This window comes from Deinococcus sp. Marseille-Q6407 (genome assembly GCF_946848805.1).
Lineage (GTDB): Bacteria > Deinococcota > Deinococci > Deinococcales > Deinococcaceae > Deinococcus.
On the sequence record NZ_CAMPFU010000003.1, the window covers coordinates 144655 to 168283 of the forward strand.

Annotated in this window: 20 protein-coding genes; 9 read left to right on the forward strand and 11 right to left on the reverse strand. The window is 67.4% G+C overall.

Annotated features, from left to right (window positions below):
* Positions 1 to 59: 59 nt before the first annotated feature.
* The gene (locus tag OCI36_RS07775) at positions 60 to 767 is read right to left on the reverse strand and encodes a Crp/Fnr family transcriptional regulator (protein WP_261664529.1); all 708 of its coding nucleotides are present in this window, start codon (positions 765 to 767) and stop codon (positions 60 to 62) included.
* 664 nt (positions 768 to 1431) lie between these two features.
* Here OCI36_RS07775 and OCI36_RS07780 point away from each other — a divergent pair.
* Both OCI36_RS07780 and OCI36_RS07785 read left to right on the forward strand, forming a co-directional pair.
* A complete protein-coding gene (locus OCI36_RS07780; protein WP_261664530.1) occupies positions 1432 to 3267 on the forward strand; it encodes an acyl-CoA dehydrogenase C-terminal domain-containing protein in 1836 nt (611 codons plus the stop codon).
* A gap of 472 nt (positions 3268 to 3739) precedes the next feature.
* The gene (locus OCI36_RS07785; RefSeq protein WP_261664531.1) at positions 3740 to 4675 is read left to right on the forward strand and encodes a magnesium transporter CorA family protein; all 936 of its coding nucleotides are present in this window, start codon (positions 3740 to 3742) and stop codon (positions 4673 to 4675) included.
* 24 nt (positions 4676 to 4699) lie between these two features.
* Here the strand turns inward: OCI36_RS07785 and OCI36_RS07790 are convergent, their stop codons facing one another.
* The 3 genes from OCI36_RS07790 to OCI36_RS07800 form a co-directional block, all read right to left on the reverse strand.
* Complete coding sequence (locus OCI36_RS07790) at positions 4700 to 5227, reverse strand: DUF3105 domain-containing protein (protein WP_261664532.1); 528 nt, start codon at positions 5225 to 5227, stop codon at positions 4700 to 4702.
* 84 nt (positions 5228 to 5311) lie between these two features.
* Positions 5312 to 6460: a VanW family protein gene (locus OCI36_RS07795; RefSeq protein WP_261664533.1), complete on the reverse strand. Its 1149-nt coding sequence runs from the start codon at positions 6458 to 6460 to the stop codon at positions 5312 to 5314.
* A gap of 112 nt (positions 6461 to 6572) precedes the next feature.
* Positions 6573 to 7661, reverse strand: coding sequence for a YpdA family putative bacillithiol disulfide reductase (locus OCI36_RS07800; RefSeq protein WP_261664534.1), 1089 nt, complete (start codon positions 7659 to 7661; stop codon positions 6573 to 6575).
* Between the two features lie 116 nt (positions 7662 to 7777).
* Here OCI36_RS07800 and OCI36_RS07805 point away from each other — a divergent pair, with 116 nt between their 5' ends.
* From OCI36_RS07805 to OCI36_RS07840, 7 genes are all read left to right on the forward strand, one after another.
* Positions 7778 to 9328 (forward strand): phytoene desaturase family protein, encoded by a 1551-nt coding sequence (locus tag OCI36_RS07805; RefSeq protein WP_261664535.1) that lies wholly within the window; start codon positions 7778 to 7780, stop codon positions 9326 to 9328.
* 58 nt (positions 9329 to 9386) lie between these two features.
* Complete coding sequence (locus tag OCI36_RS13345; RefSeq protein ID WP_315941263.1) at positions 9387 to 10898, forward strand: carotenoid biosynthesis protein; 1512 nt, start codon at positions 9387 to 9389, stop codon at positions 10896 to 10898.
* Entirely contained in the window at positions 10895 to 11605 is a 711-nt protein-coding gene (locus OCI36_RS07820) for a lysophospholipid acyltransferase family protein (RefSeq protein ID WP_261664536.1), read from the forward strand. Before OCI36_RS13345 ends, OCI36_RS07820 begins: the two co-directional genes overlap by 4 nt.
* Positions 11602 to 12738, forward strand: a complete 1137-nt coding sequence (locus OCI36_RS07825; RefSeq protein ID WP_261664537.1) for a glycosyltransferase — start codon at positions 11602 to 11604, stop codon at positions 12736 to 12738. Before OCI36_RS07820 ends, OCI36_RS07825 begins: the two co-directional genes overlap by 4 nt.
* Positions 12735 to 14195: a phytoene desaturase family protein gene (locus tag OCI36_RS07830; RefSeq protein WP_261664538.1), complete on the forward strand. Its 1461-nt coding sequence runs from the start codon at positions 12735 to 12737 to the stop codon at positions 14193 to 14195. Before OCI36_RS07825 ends, OCI36_RS07830 begins: the two co-directional genes overlap by 4 nt.
* Positions 14192 to 14620, forward strand: coding sequence for a hypothetical protein (locus OCI36_RS07835; RefSeq protein ID WP_261664539.1), 429 nt, complete (start codon positions 14192 to 14194; stop codon positions 14618 to 14620). The genes OCI36_RS07830 and OCI36_RS07835 overlap by 4 nt, the downstream gene beginning before the upstream one ends.
* 103 nt (positions 14621 to 14723) lie before the next feature.
* A complete protein-coding gene (locus tag OCI36_RS07840; RefSeq protein ID WP_261664540.1) occupies positions 14724 to 15827 on the forward strand; it encodes a glycosyltransferase in 1104 nt (367 codons plus the stop codon).
* A gap of 114 nt (positions 15828 to 15941) precedes the next feature.
* Here the strand turns inward: OCI36_RS07840 and OCI36_RS07845 are convergent, their stop codons facing one another.
* The 7 genes from OCI36_RS07845 to OCI36_RS07875 all read right to left on the reverse strand — a co-directional run bounded on the left by OCI36_RS07845 (position 15942) and on the right by OCI36_RS07875 (position 23389).
* Entirely contained in the window at positions 15942 to 16703 is a 762-nt protein-coding gene (locus OCI36_RS07845) for an ABC transporter ATP-binding protein (RefSeq protein WP_261664541.1), read from the reverse strand.
* Between the two features lie 63 nt (positions 16704 to 16766).
* Entirely contained in the window at positions 16767 to 17831 is a 1065-nt protein-coding gene (locus OCI36_RS07850; protein ID WP_261664542.1) for an ABC transporter permease, read from the reverse strand.
* A 189-nt stretch (positions 17832 to 18020) separates the two neighbouring features.
* Complete coding sequence (locus OCI36_RS07855) at positions 18021 to 18284, reverse strand: hypothetical protein (RefSeq protein WP_261664543.1); 264 nt, start codon at positions 18282 to 18284, stop codon at positions 18021 to 18023.
* A gap of 48 nt (positions 18285 to 18332) precedes the next feature.
* Positions 18333 to 19058: an L-lactate permease gene (locus tag OCI36_RS07860; protein ID WP_261664544.1), complete on the reverse strand. Its 726-nt coding sequence runs from the start codon at positions 19056 to 19058 to the stop codon at positions 18333 to 18335.
* Complete coding sequence (locus OCI36_RS07865) at positions 19019 to 20029, reverse strand: L-lactate permease (RefSeq protein ID WP_261664545.1); 1011 nt, start codon at positions 20027 to 20029, stop codon at positions 19019 to 19021. Before OCI36_RS07865 ends, OCI36_RS07860 begins: the two co-directional genes overlap by 40 nt.
* 220 nt (positions 20030 to 20249) lie before the next feature.
* Positions 20250 to 20528, reverse strand: coding sequence for a hypothetical protein (locus OCI36_RS07870; protein ID WP_261664546.1), 279 nt, complete (start codon positions 20526 to 20528; stop codon positions 20250 to 20252).
* Between the two features lie 278 nt (positions 20529 to 20806).
* Positions 20807 to 23389, reverse strand: coding sequence for an ExeM/NucH family extracellular endonuclease (locus tag OCI36_RS07875; protein WP_261664547.1), 2583 nt, complete (start codon positions 23387 to 23389; stop codon positions 20807 to 20809).
* Positions 23390 to 23629: the final 240 nt, after the last annotated feature.

Genomic DNA, 23629 nt, shown 5'->3' on the forward strand with positions numbered 1-23629 from the left:
GTCCCTGGGCAGGACAGCCGGAGGCGCAGCATTCTGTTTTCTGAGGGACTGAGGTGTGCTCAGCGGGCCGAGGAATCCACGTAGGCTTCCAGCGCTTCCAGATTCAGGATAAAAGGCGTGCGCTGGCGCACGATGGCCCCTTCGCGGCGCAGCTTGTGCAGCGAGTGGCTGACCGTTTCGCGGGTGGCCCCAATCATCCGGGCCAGGTCTTCTTGGTTCAGCTTCAGGTTCAGCTCGGTGCCCTCGGGGTGTGTCACGCCAAATTCGCGCCCCAGCCGCGCCAACAGGCTGGCCACGCGCTCGCCGGCCGAATAGGCGCTGACCGTGGCACTCCAGTGCTGGGTCTCGAACAGCCGGGCGGCCAGCAGCCCGATCAGTCTGAGGGCCAGGTCCAGCTGCGCCTGAATCAGCTGGCTCAGCTCGGCCTGCGGCAGCGCAATCAAGCGGGTGGGTTCCAGTGCCTCAGCCTGGGTGGGGCGGCGCTCACCGGGGCGCAGCAGCATTTCCCCGAAGCAGTCCTGGGGGCCCACCACGCCCAGAATCGCCTCTTTGCCGTTGGGAAACAGCTTGTAGATTTTGACCATGCCGCTGTGCACCAGATACAGGGCGTCAGCAGGGTCATCCATGCGGTAAATCACTTCGCCGGCGCGGAAGGTCCGGGTCTGTGCAGCGGCAGCCATATGCTCCAGATCGGCCAACTCCAGGTCAGAGAAGAGTTCTGTATTTTTCAGATACCAGGCCAGGCTGGAGGGTTCGGAAGTTGTCACAGTAATTGGTTGCTCCTGATACAGCAGAGATGTTGGGGATAGAGACTTCCATTCAGGCAGTCCGCACCTTCACCCTGGCCAGGCCTGCAGAACCCGGCGGGTCCGGTCCGGCCCGAATGCCGGCATTGACACAAACCCTCGCTCCAGGGCCAGAAAAATACACACGGTAGCGAAAGCGTGGTTGAGTTTAGGTCAGTCACTTTTCCCGCAGAGGGACGAGTAACACGGTTACGTGGCCTGTCAGTGTAGGGAGAAGGCGAAAGTTGTGCTATGAAATCTTTACACTGGGTAGGAGCCTTGCCGCTGAAAACCGGGGAAGTCCGCTGCTGGCGGGGAAAACCCTTCTTCCAGTTGTAGGGCAGCCTAGGGCAATTGACCCGGCCCGCCCGGAAATATTAGACTGGGTCCAAGTTTTTGAAACTTTAATCTGGGAAGGAGCAGATTGCCCTCCTGAACGCTCCGCAGCACCTGTCGCTGTCTTCCGCGCCTCTTTCGGCCCGGCCGGCCGCACACTTCCGGGCCCTAAGACCCCGGCCGGCTTTTTCCGGCCAGGCCCGCTCCGGGACCAGGCAGCCAGCGGAATGTTTCTTCCGGAATCCCCCTTCTGCCTTCTTTCCCACCGGCTCCCCACCCCCCGCCTCACAACTTCCAAGGAGAAGCACCCATGCCCCAGTACAAAGCTCCCCTGCGCGATTTCCGCTTCGTGATCAACGAACTGCTGGACGCTCCTGCCCAGCTGGCCCAGATGCCCTTTTACAAGGACAACGAAACCGCCGACCCCGACCTGATGAACCAGGTGCTGGAAGAAGCCGCCCGCTTCGTGGAAGGCGAACTGGCTCCCCTGAACCAGACCGGCGACCAGCAGGGCTGCCAGCGCAGCGACAACGGCGACGTGAAGACCCCCGACGGCTTCAAGGCGGCCTACCAGAAGTACGTACAGGCCGGCTGGCCCGCGCTGGACTCCGACCCCCAGTGGGGCGGCCAGGGCATGCCGCACACCGTGGCCAACGCCATGCTGGAAATGATGAACAGCGCCAACGTGGCCTGGGCCATGTACCCCGGCCTGACCCACGGCGCCGTGAGCGCCCTGAGCGAAGTGGGCAGCCCCGAGTTGCAGCAGATGTACCTGCCCAAGCTGGTCAGCGGCGAATGGACCGGCACCATGTGCCTGACCGAACCGCACGCCGGCACCGACCTGGGGATCATCCGCACCCGGGCGCAGGACAACGGTGACGGCTCTTACGCCATCACCGGCACCAAGATCTTTATCAGCGCCGGTGAGCACGACTTCACCGACAACATCATCCACCTGGTGCTGGCCCGCCTGGAAGGCAGCCCCGAAGGCACCAAGGGCATCAGCCTGTTCCTGGTTCCCAAGTTCATCCCGAATGCCGACGGCACCCCCGGCGAGCGCAACGGCGTGGTTTGCGGCAGCCTGGAGCACAAGATGGGCATTCACGGCAACGCCACTGCGGTGCTGAACTTCGACGGCGCCAAGGGCTGGCTGGTCGGTGAAATCAACCGCGGCATGAACCACATGTTCATCATGATGAACGCCGCCCGTCTGGGCACCGGCATGCAGGGCCTGGGCCTAGGTGAAGTGTCGTACCAGAACGCTCTGGCCTACGCCAAGGACCGCATTCAGATGCGCGCCGAGCCCCGCGTGACCCCGGAGCAGCCGGCCGACCCCATTATCGTGCACCCCGACGTGCGCCGCATGCTGATGACCGGCAAGGCCTACACCGAAGCCGGCCGCGCCCTGGCGCTGTGGCTGGCCCTGAGCCTGGACACCGAAGCCCACCACACCGACGAAGCCAAGCGCAAGGAAGCCGCCGACACCGTCGCGCTGCTGACCCCCATCGCCAAGGCGTTCATGACCGACAACGGCTTTAACGTCGCCGTGCAGAGCCAGCAGGTCTTCGGCGGCCACGGCTACATCCAGGAATGGGGCATGGAGCAGTTCGTCCGTGACGCCCGCATCGGCCAGATTTACGAAGGCACCAACGGCATTCAGGCCCTAGACCTGCTGGGCCGCAAGGTGCTGATGGACGGCGGCAAGAAGCTGCAGGCCCTGGCCGGCACCCTGCAGGCCTTCGCCGACGAACACGAAGACGACGAAGTGGTGGGCGAGTACATCACCCAGTTGGGCAAGGCCGCCAATCAGCTGGCCACCCTGACCATGCTGGTTGGCCAGAAGGCCATGGAAGGCGGCCCCAAGGGCGGCGACGTGGTGAACGCCGTGGCCGTGGACTACCTGCGCTACTTCGGCCACGTGGTGTACGGCTACCTGTGGGCCCGCATGGCCAAGATTGCCGCCGACAAGGTGGCGGCCGGCCAGGATCAGGACGGCTTCTACCAGGCCAAGCTGGACACCGCGCGCTTTTACTTCGACCGTCTGTTCCCCGAAACCAAGAGCCTGTCGCAGACCATCAAGGCCGGCAGCGACAGCCTGGACTTCGACCTGAAGGGTATGTTCGGCTTCGAACCCGAGCACGCCTGAGTGCAGAAGTGGCGCCGGCTTGCTTCCCGGCGCGCCTGAAGATGCCCCTGCCTCCGGGTGAGGGCATCTTTTATTGCTGAGGTGCTGCCCTTGCCACCCCGCAAGCCAGCTGCTCCGCCGAAGCCACCGCAAAACGTTTACAATAAATCAGCTCGCTGAGGGCCGCACACCGACCGTTCCAGAGTCTCTGCGGCCCCTTCTGTTGTGTGTTGCTGTGTTTCCGCCCGCTGGGCGGCGCCGGCCGCGTGCTGCGGTGAGGTAAGAAAGAGCCCCGGCACCCGCCCCTGAGAGGGCCGGCCCAGGCAAAAAGGAGGTGAACCCGTGATGAATTCCATGCAAGCTGAACCCGACCCCCCCAGTCCCGGCCCGCTGGCCTGTCATCTTTCACCTCTGACCCTGCCCCGGGAGGTTCTCTCATGTTGCACCCGCACTCCTACCCCGACGCCACTGCCCTGACCAGCGAGGTCCGGCTGTGCTGACCTACTATCGCTCGGTCGGCGGCCGGCTGACCACCATCGACGGCTACACCGACGGCTGCTGGATCAACGCCACCGACCCCACCATCGAGGAACTGGCCCGCATCAGCCGCGAGACGGGGCTGGACATTGACGTATTGAGCTACCCGCTTGACCCGGACGAACGCTCGCGCTTCGAGCGGGAAGACGGTGAGTTGCTGGTCATCATGCAGACCAGCTACCGCCTGCCCGAAGACAGCGATATCCCCTACGACACGGTGCCGCTGGGCATCCTGCACACCGATCACTGCCTGGTCACCATCTGCGCAATTGAGAATCCACTGATCCGGGACGTGGTGAGCGGCTTCGTGCGGCGCATCAGCACTTCCAAGAAAAACCGGCTGACCCTGCAGCTGTTCCTGCGCAACGCCCAGCGCTTCTTGATCGATATCCGCCAGATCAACCGCGATGTGGAGCAGATTGAGGACCGGCTGGAAAACAGCACCCGCAACGAGGAACTGCTGGACCTGCTGAATTTCGAGAAAAGCATGGTGTATTTCATCACCGGCCTCAGGGCCAATGAGGCGATGATGGAGCGGGCCAAGCGCGACCGGATTTTCCAGACCTACGAGGACGACGCCGAACTGCTGGACGACGTACTGATCGAGAACCTGCAGGCCATCGAAATGGCGACCATCACTTCCAACATTCTGGGCAGCATGATGGGGGCTTTTGGCAGCGTGATCTCCAACAACGTCAACCAGGTGATGAAGACACTGACGGTGGTCTCGGCCATTTTCCTGCCGCTGACCTTTATGGCCGGCATCTGGGGCATGAACTTCGAGTACATGCCGGAGCTGCATCAGCGCTGGGGCTACGGCGCTGCGCTGGGCAGCATGGCGCTGGTAGCGCTGGGCATGTTCTGGTTCTTCCGCCGGCGGGGGTGGTGGTAGATCTAGGGTTTCCGGCCCCCAGCGTCAGCGGGTGCCGGCGTGCCCTTTGGTGCAGCTGCGGCCGGTTTCGGGCGCCGACGCCGCGTCCACAAATTCGCTGATGAACTGCCCCAGGCGGGGGTCACCTGCCGAGTCGGCCGGTAGTTGGGCATTCCAGGCGGTCGCCACGACCGGCGCGGTTTGCCCCGGCTCGGGGCTGAGCAGCACCTTGTGGCCCTGAGCCAGTGCGGCCAGCTGCGCGGTGCCGGCAGCGTCCAGGCGCGGCCGGTAGGTGAGCCACACCGCCCCGTGCGAGAGGCTGTGCAGCGCGTATTCGGGGGCCAGCGGGGCCTGATAGACACCGCAGTTCTGCCACAGGGCGTTGTGGTCGCCGTACGGGGGCGGCGTCAGGTCGTAGGCCAGCGAGCCGGAGCGGTGCTGCCCGGCCGGCGCTTCGTAGCGCAGCACGCCGGCCAGGTGCCGCTGTGGGGGATCGCCGCAGGCACTCAGAATCAGAGAAAGGCCCAGGGAAAGGCCCAGCGGCAGGAAGACAGGAAGGCAGGGGCGGGACATGCTGCTGTTCATACTAGGCAAAAAAACAGCAGGGAGAGCGGCCGGTGCGGCTCTTCCCTGCTGCGGTGACTGACCTGTCCCGGCTTATTTGCCGACCAGGAAAATGTTGGGCCAGGGGCGGTAGGTGCTGCTCAGGGTTTCCTTCTTGAAGACCTGACCGTCACGCAGGAACAGCCGGTCCACTTCCAGGGTGCCGCCCGGGGCCGCCCAGTCGATCTGCTGGCGCTGACCGTGGGCCAGCTTGGAGCTGACGATGGTGCGGTCGGCCGGCGCCGGCACCGACTTGATGGTGCGCGGCTGGCTGAGGCGCACCTCAAAGTCGCGGGGCTTGCCGAAAGCGTACACGTTGAATTCGCCGGTGGCGTCGTTCCAGTCGGTCTGGAACCAGATGGCAGCGCCAGTATCATTCTTGAACTTCAGGTCCAAGCTGGGCTGGTAGATGGCGGCGTCCAGGCCCTGCGGCTGGTAGTAGCCCACCTGATAGGAGTGGGTGTGCCTCTCAGCCACCGGCAGGCCGGCGCGGTAGAGGCTGCGGAATACGGTGGTGCTGACCTGGCAGATGCCGCCGCCCAGGCCGTCCTCGGTGCGGTCACCGGCAATCACCAGGCCATCCACGTAACCATTGCCGGCCGTGATGGGGCCCAGGAACTGGTTGAACGAGAAGGTGTTGCCCTCGAACAGCCGGTCCTTGAAGCGGCTGGCGCCGGTGTGGATGTTGGTCATGCGGGCCTTGGAGCTGCCACGGTAGTTGGTGTTGCCAGTGCCCAGGTGCCCAGTGATGCCGCGGCTGAGGAAGAAGTTCAGGTCGCGCTCGGGGGCCGACTGCGATATCACCTTGACCTGCGCGGGCTTCATGGCCGGGTCCTTGACGGCGGCCAGCAGCGCAGCGCGGGCCGCTTCGGGGTCCAGCTTGAAGCGGTCGTACTGCACCAGCACCCACTTGCCCTGCTGCTGCTCGAAGCGGGCGCCGCTGCCCTTGGCCTGTTCCTGAATCCAGCGGTCCAGGTCTTCGCCCAGGCTCTGGGTCACGATGCCGCGCTTGCGAATCACCGCAGCGCGGTCGGCAGGAATCCGCAGTTCACGGGTCACCGGCACGGTGGTCTTCTGGCCGTCCTGGTAAGCAGGAACGTTCGCCTGAAACCCGATCACCAAAGGAGCAGCCTGAGGCTGTGCCTGGGCCGCCGTGGCCCCCAGCAGCAACCCGCCAGAGAATAAAAGAGAAAAAGCCTTCATCCCCTCAGTATTTCAGTTTCTGAGAGCATAAAGACGAGCTGTCTCACCGGGCTTGCCGGACCGGGCCACCCCGCGCAGCCAGGGCGGCCCAGGCACGGCGCTCCGGCGGGTTTTAGCGCTGTTCGGACAGTTCGGACGCGGCCGGTTCAGCCAGCAGCTGCGGGCCGCCGGCGCCCAGCAACTGCCGGGCGATTTCGTCCACCGCCTGCTCGGCGTGAATGCGGCCGTTTTCGATAAAGACCTGGTTGGTGCGGCCCGCGTACCCGGCGCTGCCGGCCACAAAGAGGCCCGGCACGCTGCTTTCGTGGTGCTCGCTCAGCACCAAGCAGCGGTCTGGCTGCAACGCCAGCTGGCCTTCCAGGTCGCCGAGGAAAGCCAGGTCAGGCAGGTAGCCGGTCATGGCAAAGGTGAAGTGGGTGGGCAACAGGAAAGTGGTGCCGTCCTCGCGCTGCACCCGCACCGCTTCGGGGAGGATTTCCACCACCTGCGAGTTGAAGTAGGCATTCACGCTACCTTCCTTGATGCGGTTTTCCAGATTGGGCTTGACCCAGTACTTGACGGTGTTGCGGATGCCGTCGCCGCGCACCACCATCGTCACGTTGGCGCCGGCGCTCATCAGGTCCAGCGCCGCGTCGGCGGCCGAGTTGCCGGCCCCGATCACCGTCACGTTCAGCCCGAAAAAGGGGTGCGCCTCGGTGTAGTAGTGGCTGACATTCTCGCTGTCCTCACCGGGAATATTCATCGGCACCGGGCTATCGTAGTAGCCGGTCGCCACAATCACCCGGCGGGCTTCCACCGCGTCCGCCGTGCCGTCCTGCGCTTCGACTTCCAGCGTGAAGCCGGCCGGGGCAGCGTGCACCTGCTCCACCCGGGTGTACTGGCGCACGTTCAGCCGCTCGCGCTGCGTCACCTTGCGGTAGTACTGCAGGGCGTCCACCCGCTTGGGCTTGTCGAAGGGGCTGACAAAGGGGTGCCCGCCAATTTCCAGCTCCGGCGCGGTGGTAAAGAAAGTCATGTCGGTGGGGTAATCGAAAATGGCGTTGACCACGCAGCCTTTTTCCAGCACCACGTAGCTCAGGCCGTGGCGCTTGCAGGCGATGGCTGCTGCCAGGCCTACCGGGCCGCCGCCCACGATGGCGACGTCGTAGAGGCCACCTTGCGGTTCCGGGTTGGGAAGGTCGGGGTTCGGTTCGGTTGTCATGCCCGCCAGTATTCCACCTGCGGCCCGGGAGAACTGCGCCATGTTCCTGAATCTGACCGCTTCCGAATCCGGCCCGGCACGTTTGCCCCCTGGCCTACCTGCCATAGTAAAGAGGCATGCCGGACTATGACCTGATCGTGATGGGGGCGGGGCACAACGCCCTGATTACCGCCGCTTACGCTGCCCGCGCCGGGCTCAAGGTGGGGGTGTTCGAAAAACGCGGCATGGTGGGCGGGGCTGTCAGCACCGAGGAACTCATACCCGGCTACCGCTTCGACTATGGCGGCAGCGCCCACATCCTGATTCGGCTGACCCCGGTGGTCCGTGAGCTGGAACTGAGCCGTTTCGGGCTGCACTACCTAGAGCTGGATCCCTTGTTTCACTGCTACGACGGCGACGAGTTCGGCGCCGGGCCGTGGTACGTGTACCGCGACGCCGAACGCACCGCTGCCGAGCTGGACCGCCTGTTCCCCGGGCAGGGCGAAGCCTACCGCCGCTTTCTGCACGACTGGACCCCGATGGCCGAGGCGGTCGCGGAGCTGTTCATGTCGGCGCCTGGGCCGCTGGAGCTGGGCAAAATGGCGATGAAGTCCACCAGCAAGGGCGGCGACCCCGCCCACAACCTGGCACGGATTCTGCGGCCCTACGGCGAGGTGGCGCGCGAGTATTTCAGCGAGGAACGGGTGAGCAGTCCCCTCAGCTGGATGGCGGCCCAGAGCGGTCCCCCACCCACCGACCCCCTCAGCGCGCCCTTTTTGCTGTGGCACCCGCTGTATCACAAAAGCGGCGTGGCACGGCCCAAAGGCGGCAGCGGCGGCCTGACCAAAGCGCTGGCGCGGGCCATCGAGGCCTATGACGGCGAAATTCACCTGAACGCGGCCGTGGAAGAGGTTCTGGTGGAGCGGGGGCGCGCGGCTGGCGTGCGGCTGGCCGGAGGCGACACCTACACCGCCCGCGCCGTGGTATCAGGCGCGCACGTGAACTGGACCGCCGGCGCCCTGCCGGACGAGTACGTGCCGCAGGCCGCGCGCGACGTCCGGGTGGGCAATGGCTTTGGGCTGGTGCTGCGGCTGGCGTTGGACGGGCAGGTGGACTACCGCCATGGTCAGAACGGGCCGGGGCGCACCGGCCTGGGCCTGCTGGTGCAGAACGAACGCCAGATTCTGCGCGGCTACGGCGAGTATCTGGCCGGCGAACCCACCACCGAGCCGCCCATCGTCGCCATGAGTTTCAGCGCGGTGGACGATTCGCTGGCCCCGCCCGGGTCGGACGTGCTGTGGCTGTGGGCGCAGTATTACCCCTTCGAGCTGGCGCAGGGCAGCTGGGCTGCGCGCACCGCCGAGGCCCGCGAATATGTGCTGAACGCTTTTGAGCGCTACGCCCCCGGCACCCGCGAGAAAATCGTGGGCGAGCTGGTGCAGACCCCGCAGTGGCTGAACGACAACCTGTTCCTGCCGCGCGGCAACGTGATGCACCTGGAAATGACCATGGACCAGATGTTCTCGCTGCGGCCCTGGCTGGGCGCGGGCATGTACCGCTGGCCGGGCCTGAAGAACATGTACCTGACCGGCGCCAGCACCCACCCCGGCGGCGGCATCATGGGCGCCTCGGGGCGCAATACGGCGCGGGTGATTGTGGGCGACCTGACCCGGCGGGGCTGGCGGTGAAGCGGTCACCAGAAAATCCAGAAAATAAGGCTCAGCGCTCTCAGAGAGGCCCGGCCCAGTGACTTACCTGCAATTCCATCTCATCTTTATCCTGCCGCCGCTGCTGCTGCTGCTGTGGCTGACCGCGCGGCGCCGGGGCCCGCTGGCAGGCGAGTACTGCCCTGACGACCGCTGGACCCGGCTGTGGCTGGGGGTGCTGCTGGCGGTGGCGTTCATCTACACCACGCCCTGGGACAATTATCTGGTGTACACGGGTGGCTGGGAGTATCCGCCGGAGCGGGTGCTGGGCACAGTGGGCTACGTGCCCTACGAGGAATACGCTTTTTTCCTGCTGCAAACCCTGCTGAGCAGTCTTTTTTTGCTGTGGCTGATGCGCCGCCCGGCCGCGCCCTTCGGCGGCCCGGCCCAGGTTTCGCCCCGGCCGCTGCTGAGCCGCTGGGGCATGGCCGCGCTGTGGCTGGGCGGCGCCATGCTGGGCGCGGCGGCGCTGGTCAGCGGCTACCCACCCGCCACCTATTTCGGACTGATTGCCGCCTGGGCGCTGCCGGTGCTGGCCGGGCAGTGGGCCTTTGGCGGCGACCTGATTCTGGGAAAGCCCCGGCTGTTCTGGACCGCGGTGCTGTTGCCCACCTTCTACCTGTGGGCTGCCGACGCTTTTGCGCTGCACAACGGCATCTGGAGCATCTCGGAGGGGCTGTCGCTGGGCCCGAAACTGGGGCCGCTGCCACTGGAAGAAATGCTGTTTTTCCTGGTGACCAACCTTCTCGTGGTGACCGGGCTGATGCTGTTTCTGCACCCGCAGGCCCTGCGGCGGCTGGAAGGCGCGCGGCCGCTGCTCAAACCCTGGCTGGGGCTGCTGGCCGGCTACCTGCTGCTGAAGATTCCGGTGCCGCTGTGGCCGGCCGGGTTTCCGCTGCTGGCGACCCTCAGCACCGGGGCACTGTTCGGCGCGGCGCTGCTGTACGCGGCCGGCCGGGTGGGCTGGGGCCGGGCGCTGGGGCTGGGCGCGCTGTGTTTCGGGGCCGGCTGGGCGGTGGAATACCTGGGCAGTACCACCGGCTTTCCGTTCGGGCAGTACAGCTACGCGGGCGCCCCCGGCCCCACGCTGCTGGGCGTGCCGCTGCTGGTGCCGCTGGGCTGGTTCGCGCTGACGCTGGCCACCACCGCGCTCAGCCGGGGCCGACCCTGGCTGGCCGGGCTGCTGCTGGCCGCCTGGGACGTGGGCCTCGAAGCGCTGATGACCGCGCAGGGCTTCTGGACCTGGAGCGACCCCCGGCCGCTGTGGGCCGGCGCTCCGCTGCAGAATTTCCTGGGCTGGTGGGCGGTGGGCACCGCGCTCAGCCTGGCTGTGACCCGGCTGGCTCCGCAGCTGCGCCGGCCGGAGCGGGGGCCGGACCTCTCGCTGGCTTACCTGACCGAGTTGTTTTTCCTGCCGGGCGGCCTGCTGCTGCTGGGGCAGCCGCTGGCGGCCGGCGTCACCCTGCTGGTGATGCTGGCGGCCCTGCTGCTGGCCCGCGCCCTGGCCCCGGCACCTCGCCTTAGTCCTGACCTGAAAAGAGAGACTCCATGACGCCTGCCACCCCTCACACAAGCGACTTTCCCTGGGTGGCCCCGATGCTGCGTGCCACCATTCAGCGCGACCTGCGCCGGCAGCTGAGCGGCTTCTGGGTGTGCGGCAGCTTACCCTCCGGCGGCGCCGTGCTGGCCGCCAATCACGGCAGTTGGTGGGACGGTTACCTGATGCTGCACCTGGGCTGGGAATTCGGGCACCCAGCGCACATCATGATGAACGCGCCGGAGCTGGCCCGCTTTCCTTTCCTGCAACGGATCGGCTGCCGGCCGCCCTCGGCGGGGCGCGAGCTGGCCCGCGCCGCACAGGCGGGCAGCTGGGTGATGATTTTCCCCGAAGGTGCCCTGCAACCGCCCACACAGCCCGGCGGCGAGCGGCTGGCCCCGCTGCATTCCGGCGCCGCCTGGATAGCCCGCAGTGCCTCGGCGCCGGGCCGGCCGGTGCCGCTGGTGCCGGTGGCGCTGCGGGTGCACCTGCGCGCTGACCGTACCCCGGCCGCTTTCGCCCGTTTCGGGCCGCCCTGCCCGCCGGACAGCCTGGAGCCGGCGCTGAACCATGAGCTGCGGCAGCTGGACGCCGACCTGCAGGCCGCCGACCTCTACCAGCCGCCGGAAGGGTATCTGGCACTGTGGCGCGGGCGCGGCGCCCAGCAGCAGGAAACTCCTGCCTCGCACCTGCTGACCCGGCTGACCGGAGACCAGCTGTGAGGCGCCGGGCACAGACAAGCGGCTGGCAGCGGGCCGCCGGACTGGTGGCCGGCAGCTTTCTGGCCGTCAAACTGGGCACGCTGCTGGTCAATGCGGCGCATTTTCCCCGGCTGTCGGGGAAAATGCGCCCGGCGACACCCGGCAGCCTGCCGGAGGTCTCGCTGCTGATTCCGGCGCGCAACGAGGCGCGCAACCTGCCGCAGACCCTGCCGGGTTTTCTGGCGCAGGGGGCTGGCGAGGTGCTGGTGCTGGACGACGACAGCGACGACGAAACTGCCCAGCTGGCCCGTGACGCCGGGGCCACAGTGCTCAGCGGGCAGCCACTGCCGTCCGGCTGGCACGGCAAGCCCTGGGCCTGTCAGCAGCTGGCCGGGGCCGCGCACGGCGAGTGGCTGGTCTTTACCGACGCCGACGTGACCTGGCAGCCGGGCGCCCTGGCCGAAGCCCTGGCGTATTTCCGGCAGTCGGGCACCGACCTGATGACGGTGTGGCCGCAGCAGGACAACCGCCACCCCGGCGAACGTATTCTGACCCCGCTGGTAGACGACGTACTGCTGAGCCTGCTGCCCTGGCCGCTGCTGGCGGTGCCCACCCCGGAAGCCAGCGCCGCCAACGGGCAGGTGATGATCTTCCGCCGCGACTTTTACGAGCGCCTGGGCGGGCACGCCGCCGTCCGCGCCGAACTGCTGGAAGATGTGATGTTTGCCCGCGCCGTCAAGGCGGCCGGGGGCCAGGTCACGCTGATGCTGGGCGGGGGCGCGGTGCGGGTGCGGATGTACCGCTCCTACGCCGAATCGGTCACCGGGTTCAGCAAGGGCCTGCTGAGTTTTCACGGGGGGCAGCGCGCGCTGCTGCCGCTCAGCTTGGCGCTGCATCTGGTCACCTATACCCTGCCCTACCTGAGCGGGCAGCGGGGGCTGGTGGCCGCCGGGCTGGCCGAAGGGCTGCTGGTCCGGGTGCTGACCCACCGCACCCGCCCCGCCGACCTGGCCGAGGTGCTACTGACCCCGCTGCTGCCGCTGCTGGCGCTGCCGGTGTACCGACAGGCGGCCCGGCCCGAGGTGGTCTGGAAAGGCCGAGTCTACCGGCAAGGCGGCGCGGTAACGGCAGCGCCCACCGAGGCGGACCAGTGAGCCGGCCCACCTCGGCGGTGGTCATCGGCGCCGGATTTGCGGGCCTGGCGGCGGCGCTGCGGCTGCGCCGGGCCGGGGCCAGCGTGACGGTACTGGAAACGCTGGACGCGCCCGGCGGCAAGGCAGGACTGGGCTACCGCGACTTTTCCAGCGGGCCCACGGTGGTCACCATGCCGCAGGTCTTCCGGACGCTGCATGCCCGGCTGGGCTGGGCTGCGCCGCGGCTGACCCCGGCCGTGCCCACCACCCGCTATCAGGCACTGGATGGCCGCCACTTTGCCCCACAGTCGCTGAATGTGGCCGGCAGCCTGGAGCCCACCCTGGCCCAGCTGAGCCGCCACGAAGGCAGGCGCTACATGGAGCTGCTGCAGCTGTCGCAGCAGCTGTACCAGGACGCCGCCGGCACTTTCCTGTTTGCGCCGCCGCCGGGGCTGCCAGCCCTGGCCCGCTACGGCCTGACCCACGGCTGGCGCGCCCAGCCGGGCCGCTCGCTGGCGTCGCTGGTGCAAAGTGGCCCTTTCCTCACGCCGTTCTGGCTGCGTTTCGCCACCTATCTGGGCGCCGACCCCTACCGCGCCCCGGCGGTGCTGCACAACGTGGCCTGGGTGGAACTGGGCGGCGGGGTCTGGCACCTCTCGCATCCGGCAGAGGCGGAAGGAGCAGAAACCCAGCCGCCCACCGCCGGCCTGCTGGGCTTGGCCGGACGCCTGGCCGCCGAGGCCGAGCGCCTGGGCGTGCGCTTCGAGTACGGCGCACCAGTGCAGCAGCTACGCCACGAGGGCCGCCGGGTGGTGGCGGCGCAGACCGGCCGGGGCGAGTGGGCCGCCGACGCCTTCGTGAGCGCCGCCGACGTTTCGCTGACCCGGCGGCTGCTGGGCCAGTCGGCCCCGGACCGCCCACAGGGCGTGAGTGGCTTTGCCGTGCAGCTGCGGCTGCGCGAAGACCTGGGGCAGGCGCACCACATCTTCTGGCCGGAGTGGTATCCCGGCGAGTGGCGCGACATCCGCGCCGGGCGGCTGCCGCTGGACCCCACCCTCTACCTGCATCTGGACGGGCGGCAAGGCTTCTTGCTGGTGAATGCGCCGGCCACGCCCCGCCGCGAGGCCAACCGCGCCGGATACGCCGCCTACCTGCTGCGCCGCCTGCAGGCCCGCTTTCCGCTGCCGGTGGCAGAAGCGCTGGCCCTCTCGCCGGCCGACTACGCCCGCACCGCCGCCAGCGGCGCACTCTACGGCAACGCCCCGCACGGCCTGAGCGGCAGCCTGCGCCCCGGCTGGCAGCTGAGCGGACCGGCCGGCCCCCTGGAAAACCTGCGGCAAGTAGGCGGCACCGTTCACCCCGGCGGCGGCGTGCCCCTCAGCCTGCTGAGCGGCTGGAACGGCGCCGGACAGCTGCTGGGGCTGGACTATGACCCTCTGGGTGGGCCGGAGTTCGTGACCGAGGCAGAACCGATATGACTGAACCTGTGCAGTCCGGCAAGATCAGCAAGTCTTTCCCGCGCTTCTCGTGGTGGCGGGTGCTGGTCGGTGCGGCCCTCCCCCTGATTCTGATGGCGGCTTACCTCCAGCTCATCAGCCTGGTGCTGCGCCCTGAACTACCGTTCAGCCTGCAAGCATTCTTCCTTTTCATGTGGCTGCTGCCGCTCCTGCTGGGCCTGCCCCTGCTGCTGCCGGGCGTCCTGGCCGAGAGCATTCAGCCGGGCCTGAGCGACCGGGCGTTTCTCCTGACTGGGGCCGTCACCGGAGCCACCGCCGGCCTCGTGCTGGCCCAGCTGGCCGCCTGGCCGGCCACCGTGCACCTGCTTCCCGGCGCGGCTATCGGCCTGCTCACCGTCCTGGCCGTGCGGGTGATGTGGCGCAGAGAACGGACTGGCCCGGCGTAGCTTCCCCCCACAGCTGCGCTGCGGCGCTCAACCTCTAGACTGCTGGAAACCGCTCCGGCGCGCCTGCGTCCCCTCCCCGCCCACCCCTGAGGAACCGAACTTCATGCAACGACACCGCCGCCCCTGGGAAAAAGCCGCCGCCCTGGCCGTCGGCGTCAGTCTGGCCGCCCGTATCGGTACCCTGCTGGTCAATGCGGTGACTTTTCCCCGGCTGTCAGGGAAAATGCGCCCGGCGACGCCCGGCAGCCTGCCGGAGGTGTCCCTGCTGGTCCCAGCCCGCAACGAAGCCCAGAACCTGCCCCGGACCCTGCCCCGGCTGCTGCGCCAGGGGGCCGGTGAGGTGCTGGTACTGGACGACGGCAGCAGCGACGGCACCGCTGAGGTGGCCCGCCGGCTGGGGGCACAGGTCATCAGCGGGCAGCCGCTGCCGCCCGGCTGGCGCGGCAAGCCCTGGGCCTGTCAGCAGTTGGCCGGGGCGGCCCGTGGCGAGCGGCTGATTTTTACCGACGCCGACGTGACCTGGGAAGACGGCGCCCTGGCCGCCCTGCTGGAACAGTGGGAGCGTGAACCGGCCAGCCTGCTGAGCGTGTGGCCCCGGCAGGTCAACCGCCGCCTGGGCGAGCGGCTGATCACCCCGATGGTAGACACCATGACGCTGGGGCTACTGCCCTGGCCGCTGCTGTGCCGCCCGGAGCCGGCCTTTGCCGCCGCCAACGGGCAGGTCATGGCTTTCCGGCGCCGGCCTTACCTGGCGGCCGGCGGGCACGCGCTGGTGCGCGGCGAGATTCTAGAAGATTTCGCTTTTGCCCGGCGCTTCAAGGAGCGCGGCGAAACACTCGCCCTGGTGCTGGGCAGCGACCTGATCAGTGTGCGGATGTACCACTCCTACCGCGAGGCGGTGCAGGGCTTCGGCAAGAATTCGCTGGCGGCACACGGCGGGCAGCGGGCCGCCCTGGCGCTGGGGGCAGCAGCCGTCTTTTTCAGCTACAGCTGGCCATATCTGACCCGCAACCACACCCTGATCGCGCTGGGCCTGACCGAAGGGCTGCTGGTCCGGCTGATCACCCGCCGCACCCGCCCGGACGAACTGGCCGAGTTGCTGCTCACCCCGCTGGTAGCTCCTGCCGGCTGGCCCACCTATCTGCTGGCCGCTCGCCGGCAAGTGAGCTGGAAAGGCCGCCGCTACGACCAGAGCCAGGCCGGCTAAGCCCGCACCCTCACCCACCCATCCATAAAAGCGGCCGGCCCCCGCCACGCTCCTCTCAGCGCTGCGGGGGCCGGCCAGCCCCCTTCTTTTTTCTTTTCTCGCCTGCCCCTCTTCTTAGTCGGCGGCCAGTTCGGCGGGGGTGCCTTCGGCGGTCACGCGGCCGTCTTCCAGGCGCACCACCCGGGTGCAGAGGTCCAGCACACGCTCATCGTGGGTAACCATCACGGCGGCCTTGCCCCGTTCCGCGACCTCGCGGGCCAGCATGCTCACCACTTCGCGGCCACGGACACCGTCCAGCGCGGCGGTCGGTTCGTCGGCCAGAATCAGCTGGGGGTCGTTCATCAGGGCGCGGGCAATCGCCACCCGCTGCTTCTGGCCGCCCGACAGCTGGTCGGGGTAGTGGCCAGCACGCTCGCTCATGCCCAGTTTCGCCAGCAGCTCGTCAGCCAGCGCGGTGTCGCGGGCGCCGGCGTGACCGGCCAACCGGGGCACCAGCGTCAGCTGTTCACGCACCGTCAGGTAAGGAATCAGGTTGCTGGCCTGCAGCACAAAGCCGATGTGGTGCAGCCGGAAGTCGGCCAGCTGGCGGGCATTCATCCGGCCCAGTTCCTGCCCCGCAATAACAACGCTGCCGTCGGTGGGGGTCTGCAGGGCGCCGGCCAGGGTCAGGAAAGTGCTCTTGCCGCTGCCGCTGGGGCCAATCACGGCCACCAGTTCGCCGGGGCGCACTTCAAAGTCGGTGGGGTGCAGCGCGGTGACCTGGGTTTCACCGTCTCCGAACACTTTGCTGACGCCGCGCATGCTCAGAGCAGGCTGGGCTGCCGGGGTGAAGAGGGTAGAAGCGGGCTGGGTCTGAGGCTGGGAAAAGGTCGTCATGACAGAACTCCTAGAGGGGAAAAGAAGGGAAGAGGGAAGGAAAAGCCAGGCCGGGGGCCGGACTCAGCCGTTCTGACCGAGGGCCTGCAGGGGGTCAGCCTGGGCGATGGTGCGCAGGGAAAGCAGGCTGCCCAGCAAAGAGACGACCAGCAGCAGGGCGCTGGCCTGACCCACGGCGGACCACGAGAGCGCGAATGGCATGCCTTCGGGCAGCACCTGGGTGGTGCCGAACATCGCGCCGGCGGCCACCGCCAGGGCCAGCACGGTCAGCACGACCACCTGGGCGACCAGGCTGCCAGCCAGGGTGCGCATACCGGCACCGATGGCCTTGAGCAGGCCAAACTGGGCGGTCTTTTGCAGGGTCATCACGTAGAAGAACACTGCCATCACCAGCGCCGAGACGGCCACCAGGAACACCTGAATCATCAGCAGGCTGCCCTGTTCTTCCTTGTAGCCTTGCAGCGACTGCAGAGCTTCGGAGCGGGTCTGGGTCGCCAGGCCTTCGGGCAGGTTGCTCACGTTTTCCGCTTCCAGGGCCACACCGCTCACAGTGCCCCCGGCGCGGGGGTTGAGGCTCTGCCACTCATCCAGCGTCACGAACATCACCGGCTGGTGGTTCAGGCGGGCCCCTTCGGTAAAACCCACCACTTTCAGTTTCTCGCCACTGGGCTTAAGGATGATGGTGTCGCCCAGGTTCACGCCGTCTTTCTTCAGGCTGGCGTCTACCACGGCGCCGCTGCCCTGCATGGCCTGGCCTTCAGTGACCTTGGGCGCCAGGAAAGAATCCTTGTTCAGGCCCATCATCACGGCGCCCAGCTGGGTGCTGGCGGTGCTGTTCACACCAAAGCTGGCAAAGCTCTGGGCAAACGGCGCGGCGTCCGGGTTGGCTTTGCGGATGGCCGTCACGTCATCTTTGCCGATAAACGAGCGGGTAAAGTTGCCGTCCGCGTCGGTGGTGGTCACAAAGGTGGCGGCGGGGTTGTTCAGCATCCAAGCGGCGCTGTCTTCGCTGAGGCCGCGGGTCAGGCCCAGCAGCATAAAGACCATAAAGGCCAGCAGCGCAGCAATACCGCCCAGCAAAGCCGAGCGCAACCAGTTGTATTTCAGTTCCTTAAGTCCGAGAAACATTCACAGGCTCCTTGAGAGTAAGAGGGAAAAAAAGCAGACTGACCGTTCGGTCACCTATCTGTTACTTACCGTACGGTAAGGGGGCGGCAAAGTTAAGGGCTGCCCCCCTCTCCGGAGCGTGGCTTAAGGGCACTTAAGCCTGCCCCTTATGCGGGTGCTTTTTTCCCGGCTGCTCGGTTTCTCTGGCAGTCACTCCACCTGCCCGCGCACCAGTTGCAGCGACAGGATGTAGCTCTCGCCGCCGGCCTCATCCACCTCAAACTCGCCCAGCACCTCCCAGAGCCGGCGCTTGAATTCCAGCGCCCGCGCCGGGGACAGCCGCACGGTGCCGATGCTGCTGAGAACAAGCTGATCCTGAAGCAGCTGCCGCAGCGGCGGCCCGTCCTGACTGCCCAGCTGCAACGTGCCGGGCCGCAGCCAGTAGCCCCAGCGCGGGTGCTCGGCCAGCAGCACGGTGGTGTGGTGGTGGGGCAGCCGCGGAGAAACGGCAGCAGCCGGGCACTAGCCCCAGCGGCTGAGCAGCAGCCCCAGCGCCCCGGCCAGACCCAACATGTACAGCACTGGCGGCAATGCCAGACGGATAATCTGGCCCTCGCGCCCGGCCAGGCCCACCATCGCGGCAGCGGCCACCACCTTGGCCACGCAGATGATGTTGCCGGCCGCCGACCCACTGCCCTGTAGCGCCAGCAGCAGCTGCGGCGACGCGCCGGTCTGCAGGGCAGCGCTGGCTTGCAGCAGGCTGAACATCACGTTACTGAGGGTGGCGTCGCCGGCCACGAAACTGCCCAGCCCGCCGATCAACGGAGCGCCCAGTGGATAAAATGGCCCCAGCGCCCCGGCCGCCGCTGCCGCCAGAGACAGCGGCATGCTGGCCAACCCGCTGGCGTTCAGCTCGGGGCCCGAGTTGATAAACACGAACACCAGCGGCAGGACCGTCAGCAGGGTCAGGCCGGTGCCCACCACGCTCCGCGAGGTCTGCTGCGCGGCCGCCCGCAGTTGCGCCCGGTTCAGCCGGTAGCCCAGCGCTGTCAGCACCGTGACCACCAGAAACACGGTGCCGGGCAGATACAGCGGCTGCAACGTCTCGGAAATTCCGGTGCCCAGCAGGTTGCTGAACCCGACCTGCGGCGCCTGCAACCAGCCCCGCAGCGGCAGCGAGGCCAGCCGGGTCAGCACCAGCAGCGCGCCTACCGCCAGATAGGGCGCCCAGGCCTGCCAGGTGGGCATCGGTGCAGCTGGCTCTGCGGCCACCGGGCCGCTCGGCGCACTGTTGCCCGGGGAGCGGCCGGGTCGCCACTCCAGCCGGCCGGCCAGCTGGTCCGCGCGGCAAAGTCCCAGGGGCGAGCCGGCTGCAGGAAGCCCAGCCGCACGGCAGCCACACACAGCAACAATCCGGCAAAGCCCCCGATGATGGCCGGGAACTCGGGCCCGCTGAACCGCGCCACCGCCCAGGCGGGGACCGTGTAGGCCAGGCCCGCAAACAGCGCGAACGGCCAGACTTCCAGCCCCTCACGCCAGGAGCGCCGCGCTCCGAAAGTGCGGGTCATCAGCACCACCAGAATCAGCGGCAGCAGGCTGCTGACCAGCAGGTCCAGGGTGGTCAGCTGCACGCCCACCTGTCCCAGAAACTGGTCCATGCCGCCGCTGGCCGCCAGCACCGGTTCCAGGGCGTTGCCGCCGCCCCCCTCGCTGAGGCCCTGGCGCATGCCAATCAGGAGCGGCGTGCCGGCCGCTGCGAACGGCACCGGCGTGCTGTTGCCGATCAGCGGCAGCACCACGGCGGCCAGCGGCGGAAAGCCCAGCGCGGCCAGCAGCGGCGCAGCGATGGCCGCCGGCGTGCCGAACCCGGCCGCGCCTTCAATCAGGGCCCCGAACAGCCAGGTGATCAGAATGACCTGAATGCGCCGGTCGGCGGTCAAGCCGGTAAAGCCGCGCTGCATCACCCCCACCGCGCCCGAGACCTGCAGCACGCTGAACAGCGCCATGGCCCCCAGCACGATATAGAGGATAGACAGCGCCACCAGTGCGCCCTGCGCCAGTGAAGCGGCCACGGCAGCCGGGTGAACCTGCCAGTGCAGCAAAGCCAGCGCCGCCGTCAGCAGCAGGCTGAGGCTCATGGCCCGCGCCGCCGGCAGCCGCAGCACCACCAGCAGCACGAACACTGCGGCAATCGGCAGCAGGGCCAGCAGCGCCGTCATGGACGCACCTGGAATGTGAAAGAAGAAGCGGCGAGAGACATGCCCCGATTATTCCGCTCGGGCGCCCGCGCCGGGCCAGCGTGTCACGCAGCCAAGGACAAGGCGGCCCGGCCCGCAAGAGCCTTTTTCTCTGCCCTCAGATTTCTCTGCCCCCAGATTTCTCCGTACTCAGAGCACACCGCCGCTAGAGCATAGACATTTTCACCGTTTCGGCACCTGCTTACGGCTGTGCCTGTAGCGCCGCCAGCAACCGCTCACTGACCGTTGTCAGGCTGTCCAGCGGCAGGGGGCCGGCGGTCCGCACGTCAAGCTGCGCCAGGTTGCCCAGCTGCTGGCAGCGCACCAGCACCTGCAAATCGGGCGTGCTGGCGTCTCGGCTGCGGCTAACAAAACGGGCGTATTCGTTGCCCTCGGTCTGCTCCAGAATCAGCGGGGACCAGAGGCCGCCTTCAGGCAAGGGCGCCGGCAGCCGGGCCGCAACGTTCTGGAAGCTGGCCACAAGGCTGCTGCAAAGGCCGGCGCTGACGGCTCGGGCGCTTCCTACCGGCGCCGTCTTGCCCGAAAAGTCGGGGCTGTTGGGTTCAGCCTGGGCTATCCGGGGAGCGCAGCTCGCTGCTGTAGCTGCCAGCAGAACAGTCGCCATCAAGTTTGACTTTTTCATGATGTCCAGATTTTAACAGAGGATTTTTAGCAAATGTTGCTGGACCGGGCCAGGATGTCTGGCAAAGAAAACCCGCACCCGGAAGCTCAGCCGGGTGCGGTCGGACTGCTCGCCGCTCAGTGGCAGACGTTCAGCGGGCTGGCAGTGTTACGGGGCGTGACCGCTCCCGCCTGGAAATCGTCGGCGTACACGCCGGTGTTGGCGCAGCCTCCATTCAGGCGGCTGGCGCTGGTGGTGCTGCCCAGGCCACTGAAAGGCACGTAGTCGCGCACGCTGGCGTCTGCCGGACCGGCAATCTTGGCGGTGCCTTCCACCAGGGCGACCTGCCCCGCCGCGCCGGCCAGCGCCAGAGCGCCGCTGGCGTCGGGCGTGGGCAGCGGCTGGGTGCCGCCCGCACCTTTAGCCTGCTGCACCAGGTAGTACTGGCCGGGGGCCAGGTCATAGCTGTTCAGCGGCATGGCGGCCCAGTTACTGCCCCCGGCGGCAGCGTACTGCACCGAGTAACCACCCAGGTTTACGCTCTGGTGACCCGCATTGAACAGCTCGATAAAGTCGTGGGTATAGGTCGCGCCGCTGTTGCCGCCACCGCCGTACACCTGGCTGACGACCAGCCGGGCGGCGCCGGGCGCGGGCGGCGTGGGGCCAGTCACCGGCGCCGCACTCACGCTGACCGTCTGGGTGGCCGTCTGGGTCTGGCCGTTCGCAGTGGCCGTGGCGGTCACGGTATAAGTGCCCGCTGCCGCGTAGGTATGGGCCGCAGTAGTCGCGCTGCTCGCGGGAGTTTCGGTCTGGCTGCCGTCACCCCAGTTCACGCTCAGCGTGTCGGGTGCCGCGCTGGGCATCAAGCTGAGGGTATAGGGCCGCCCGGCGGTGGCCGTCGCCGCGCCGCTTACCGCCAGGGTGAAGTCGTGGCGGGCCTCGTCGCGGGTCAGGTTCAGCCCAATCAGCACCGGATCGTGGTCGGAAGCGCGGTAGGGGGTGTCCTGCCACAGATCGGGGCTGGTGCAAGTGCTGGTGCGGCACTCGGGGTTTTGCTTGTATTCCACGTTGTAGTCGGCCAGGGTGGGTTCGTCGCTGTTGATGTGCCACTCGGTCACGCCCGTCACCTGAGTGTCCAGGCTGCGGCTGGCCAGCGCGTGGTCAAGGTAGCCGAACTGCCCGCCGAACTGGTACGAGTAGCGCTCCTCGGCGGGAATCCGCAGGTTCTCACTCACGAAACCGCCGCTGACCAGGGTCTGGATGGGCTTTTCCGCGCCGTAAGCGTTGAAGTCACCCATCAGGAGCACATCCTGGTCGCCAGTCTGGGTTTTCAGCCGCTCCACGAAGCCCAGCAGCGCCTGGGCCTGCTCGGTGCGCAGCTCGTTCCAGCAGCCCTCGCCGCTGTCCAGGTCGCCGGTCTTGGGGCAGCTGCCCTTGCTCTTGAGGTGGTTGGCGACCACGGTCAGCACGCCGCCGCTCTGCTTGTCCTGAAAAGTCTGGGCCAGCGGCGGACGGCTGTACACGCTGGCTGCATCGGTCTGGAACTTGCCGGTGGGCGTCACGCGGGCCGGCTTGTAGATAATGGCGACGTGGATGGCGTCGGTCCCGATGCTGCCGGTCTGCACCGCCCGGTAGGTGTCGGCTCCGTAAGCGGCGTTCAGGCTGGTCACCAGGTCGTTCAGCGCCGTGTCACCGTTGTTTTGCACTTCCATCAGGGTCACGATGTCGGCGTCCAGCCCTCTAAGGGCATTCACCACTTTGGTCCGCTGGCGCCCAAGCTCGTAGGCGCTGTCGGCGCCGCGGTCGTTCGTACCGCCGAAAGTCGTGAAGTAGTTCAGCACGTTGGCCCCGGCCACCTTGAGGCTGCCACCCACGTTCTGCGGGGCCGCCGGGCGCGGGTTGGCGTCCACAAAGGCAGGCGCGGCAGTGGGCTCCACCTTGAAGGTGCCATTGGCGTAGTGCAGCACGCCGGAGAGTCCCTGAACGGTGTCCCCGGTGCGGCGAGTGCCGGCGGCGCTGAGGTAAGGCAGGTTGGCCGGGTTCTGCGCGCTGCTGGCGTCATCCAGCACGATTTTGCGGGCAGCGTTCGCCTCAGCGGTGGTCTGGACGTTGCCGTTGGTGGGATTGAACAGCCGGCCTCCGCTGCTCAGGCCCAGTTCGCCGTAGCGCCCGTAGCCGTAGTTGTCGGTTACGGTCAGCGTTTCGGGAAAAGTGATGCGCATGCCCTCGTAGCGTTCCAGGTTGGTGAAGGGGGCCCGCACCGGCACCGGCTTCACATCCACGGTGCCGGCGCAGCTGGCAAACGCCGTCAGGGTATCCAGCTGAGTGGTGCCGGAGAACTCCTTGACCGTGCCAGTGAGTTGCACCACTTGACCCAGCTGCACTGTCTGAGGCGCCGCGCCGGTGTACACGAAGATGCCGTCACTGGTGGCCGGGTTGCCGTCGCCCTGGGCATCCTGCAGGAAAAAGCCGCGCAGGCCGCTTTGCATATCGGCCGTCACCACGCCGCGTACCGTCACCACCTGATTCACCAGCGGGCTGGCGTCGCCGCTGCCCTGCACGGCGGGAATGGCGGTCAGGGGGCCGCTGGCTGCCGGGCAACTGATTGCCGGAAGCGGTTCCGTGGCAGGCCCCGAAGAAGACGGAACGGGCGCGCCGGACTGATGACAGCCGGCCAGCAACAGGGCGCTGGACAGCGCCAGGATGGATTTCAAGTTCATGACATTCCCCCAGAAAGAAGAGAAGAGGCGAGACGAAAAAAGAGCTGCCGGACAGCAAAAAGTTGAAAAGCGACCCCGGCAGCATACGTGAGCGGCGTCAGCTTTTGGTGATGAGGCGGAGACTGCCTTTTTCCCAGCCGCCAAAAGTGGCCGCTCAGCGGCTCGAAACCTAAATACCCCATGAAGGCTCACCCGTAAGGTTTCTCATGCTGCTCCCATTCAGGATGGGGGCACCAGAAA

Coding starts and splice junctions, on each gene's coding strand:
- OCI36_RS07805 (WP_261664535.1), top strand. CDS start 7,778: ATGCCGGACTATGACCTGATCGTGATGGGGGCGGGGCACAACGCCCTG.
- OCI36_RS07820 (WP_261664536.1), top strand. CDS start 10,895: ATGACGCCTGCCACCCCTCACACAAGCGACTTTCCCTGGGTGGCCCCG.
- OCI36_RS07850 (WP_261664542.1), bottom strand. CDS start 17,831: ATGTTTCTCGGACTTAAGGAACTGAAATACAACTGGTTGCGCTCGGCT.
- OCI36_RS07875 (WP_261664547.1), bottom strand. CDS start 23,389: ATGAACTTGAAATCCATCCTGGCGCTGTCCAGCGCCCTGTTGCTGGCC.
- OCI36_RS07840 (WP_261664540.1), top strand. CDS start 14,724: ATGCAACGACACCGCCGCCCCTGGGAAAAAGCCGCCGCCCTGGCCGTC.
- OCI36_RS07845 (WP_261664541.1), bottom strand. CDS start 16,703: ATGACGACCTTTTCCCAGCCTCAGACCCAGCCCGCTTCTACCCTCTTC.
- OCI36_RS07795 (WP_261664533.1), bottom strand. CDS start 6,460: ATGAAGGCTTTTTCTCTTTTATTCTCTGGCGGGTTGCTGCTGGGGGCC.
- OCI36_RS07835 (WP_261664539.1), top strand. CDS start 14,192: ATGACTGAACCTGTGCAGTCCGGCAAGATCAGCAAGTCTTTCCCGCGC.
- OCI36_RS07860 (WP_261664544.1), bottom strand. CDS start 19,058: ATGCCCACCTGGCAGGCCTGGGCGCCCTATCTGGCGGTAGGCGCGCTG.
- OCI36_RS07800 (WP_261664534.1), bottom strand. CDS start 7,661: ATGACAACCGAACCGAACCCCGACCTTCCCAACCCGGAACCGCAAGGT.
- OCI36_RS07790 (WP_261664532.1), bottom strand. CDS start 5,227: ATGTCCCGCCCCTGCCTTCCTGTCTTCCTGCCGCTGGGCCTTTCCCTG.
- OCI36_RS07780 (WP_261664530.1), top strand. CDS start 1,432: ATGCCCCAGTACAAAGCTCCCCTGCGCGATTTCCGCTTCGTGATCAAC.
- OCI36_RS07865 (WP_261664545.1), bottom strand. CDS start 20,029: ATGACGGCGCTGCTGGCCCTGCTGCCGATTGCCGCAGTGTTCGTGCTG.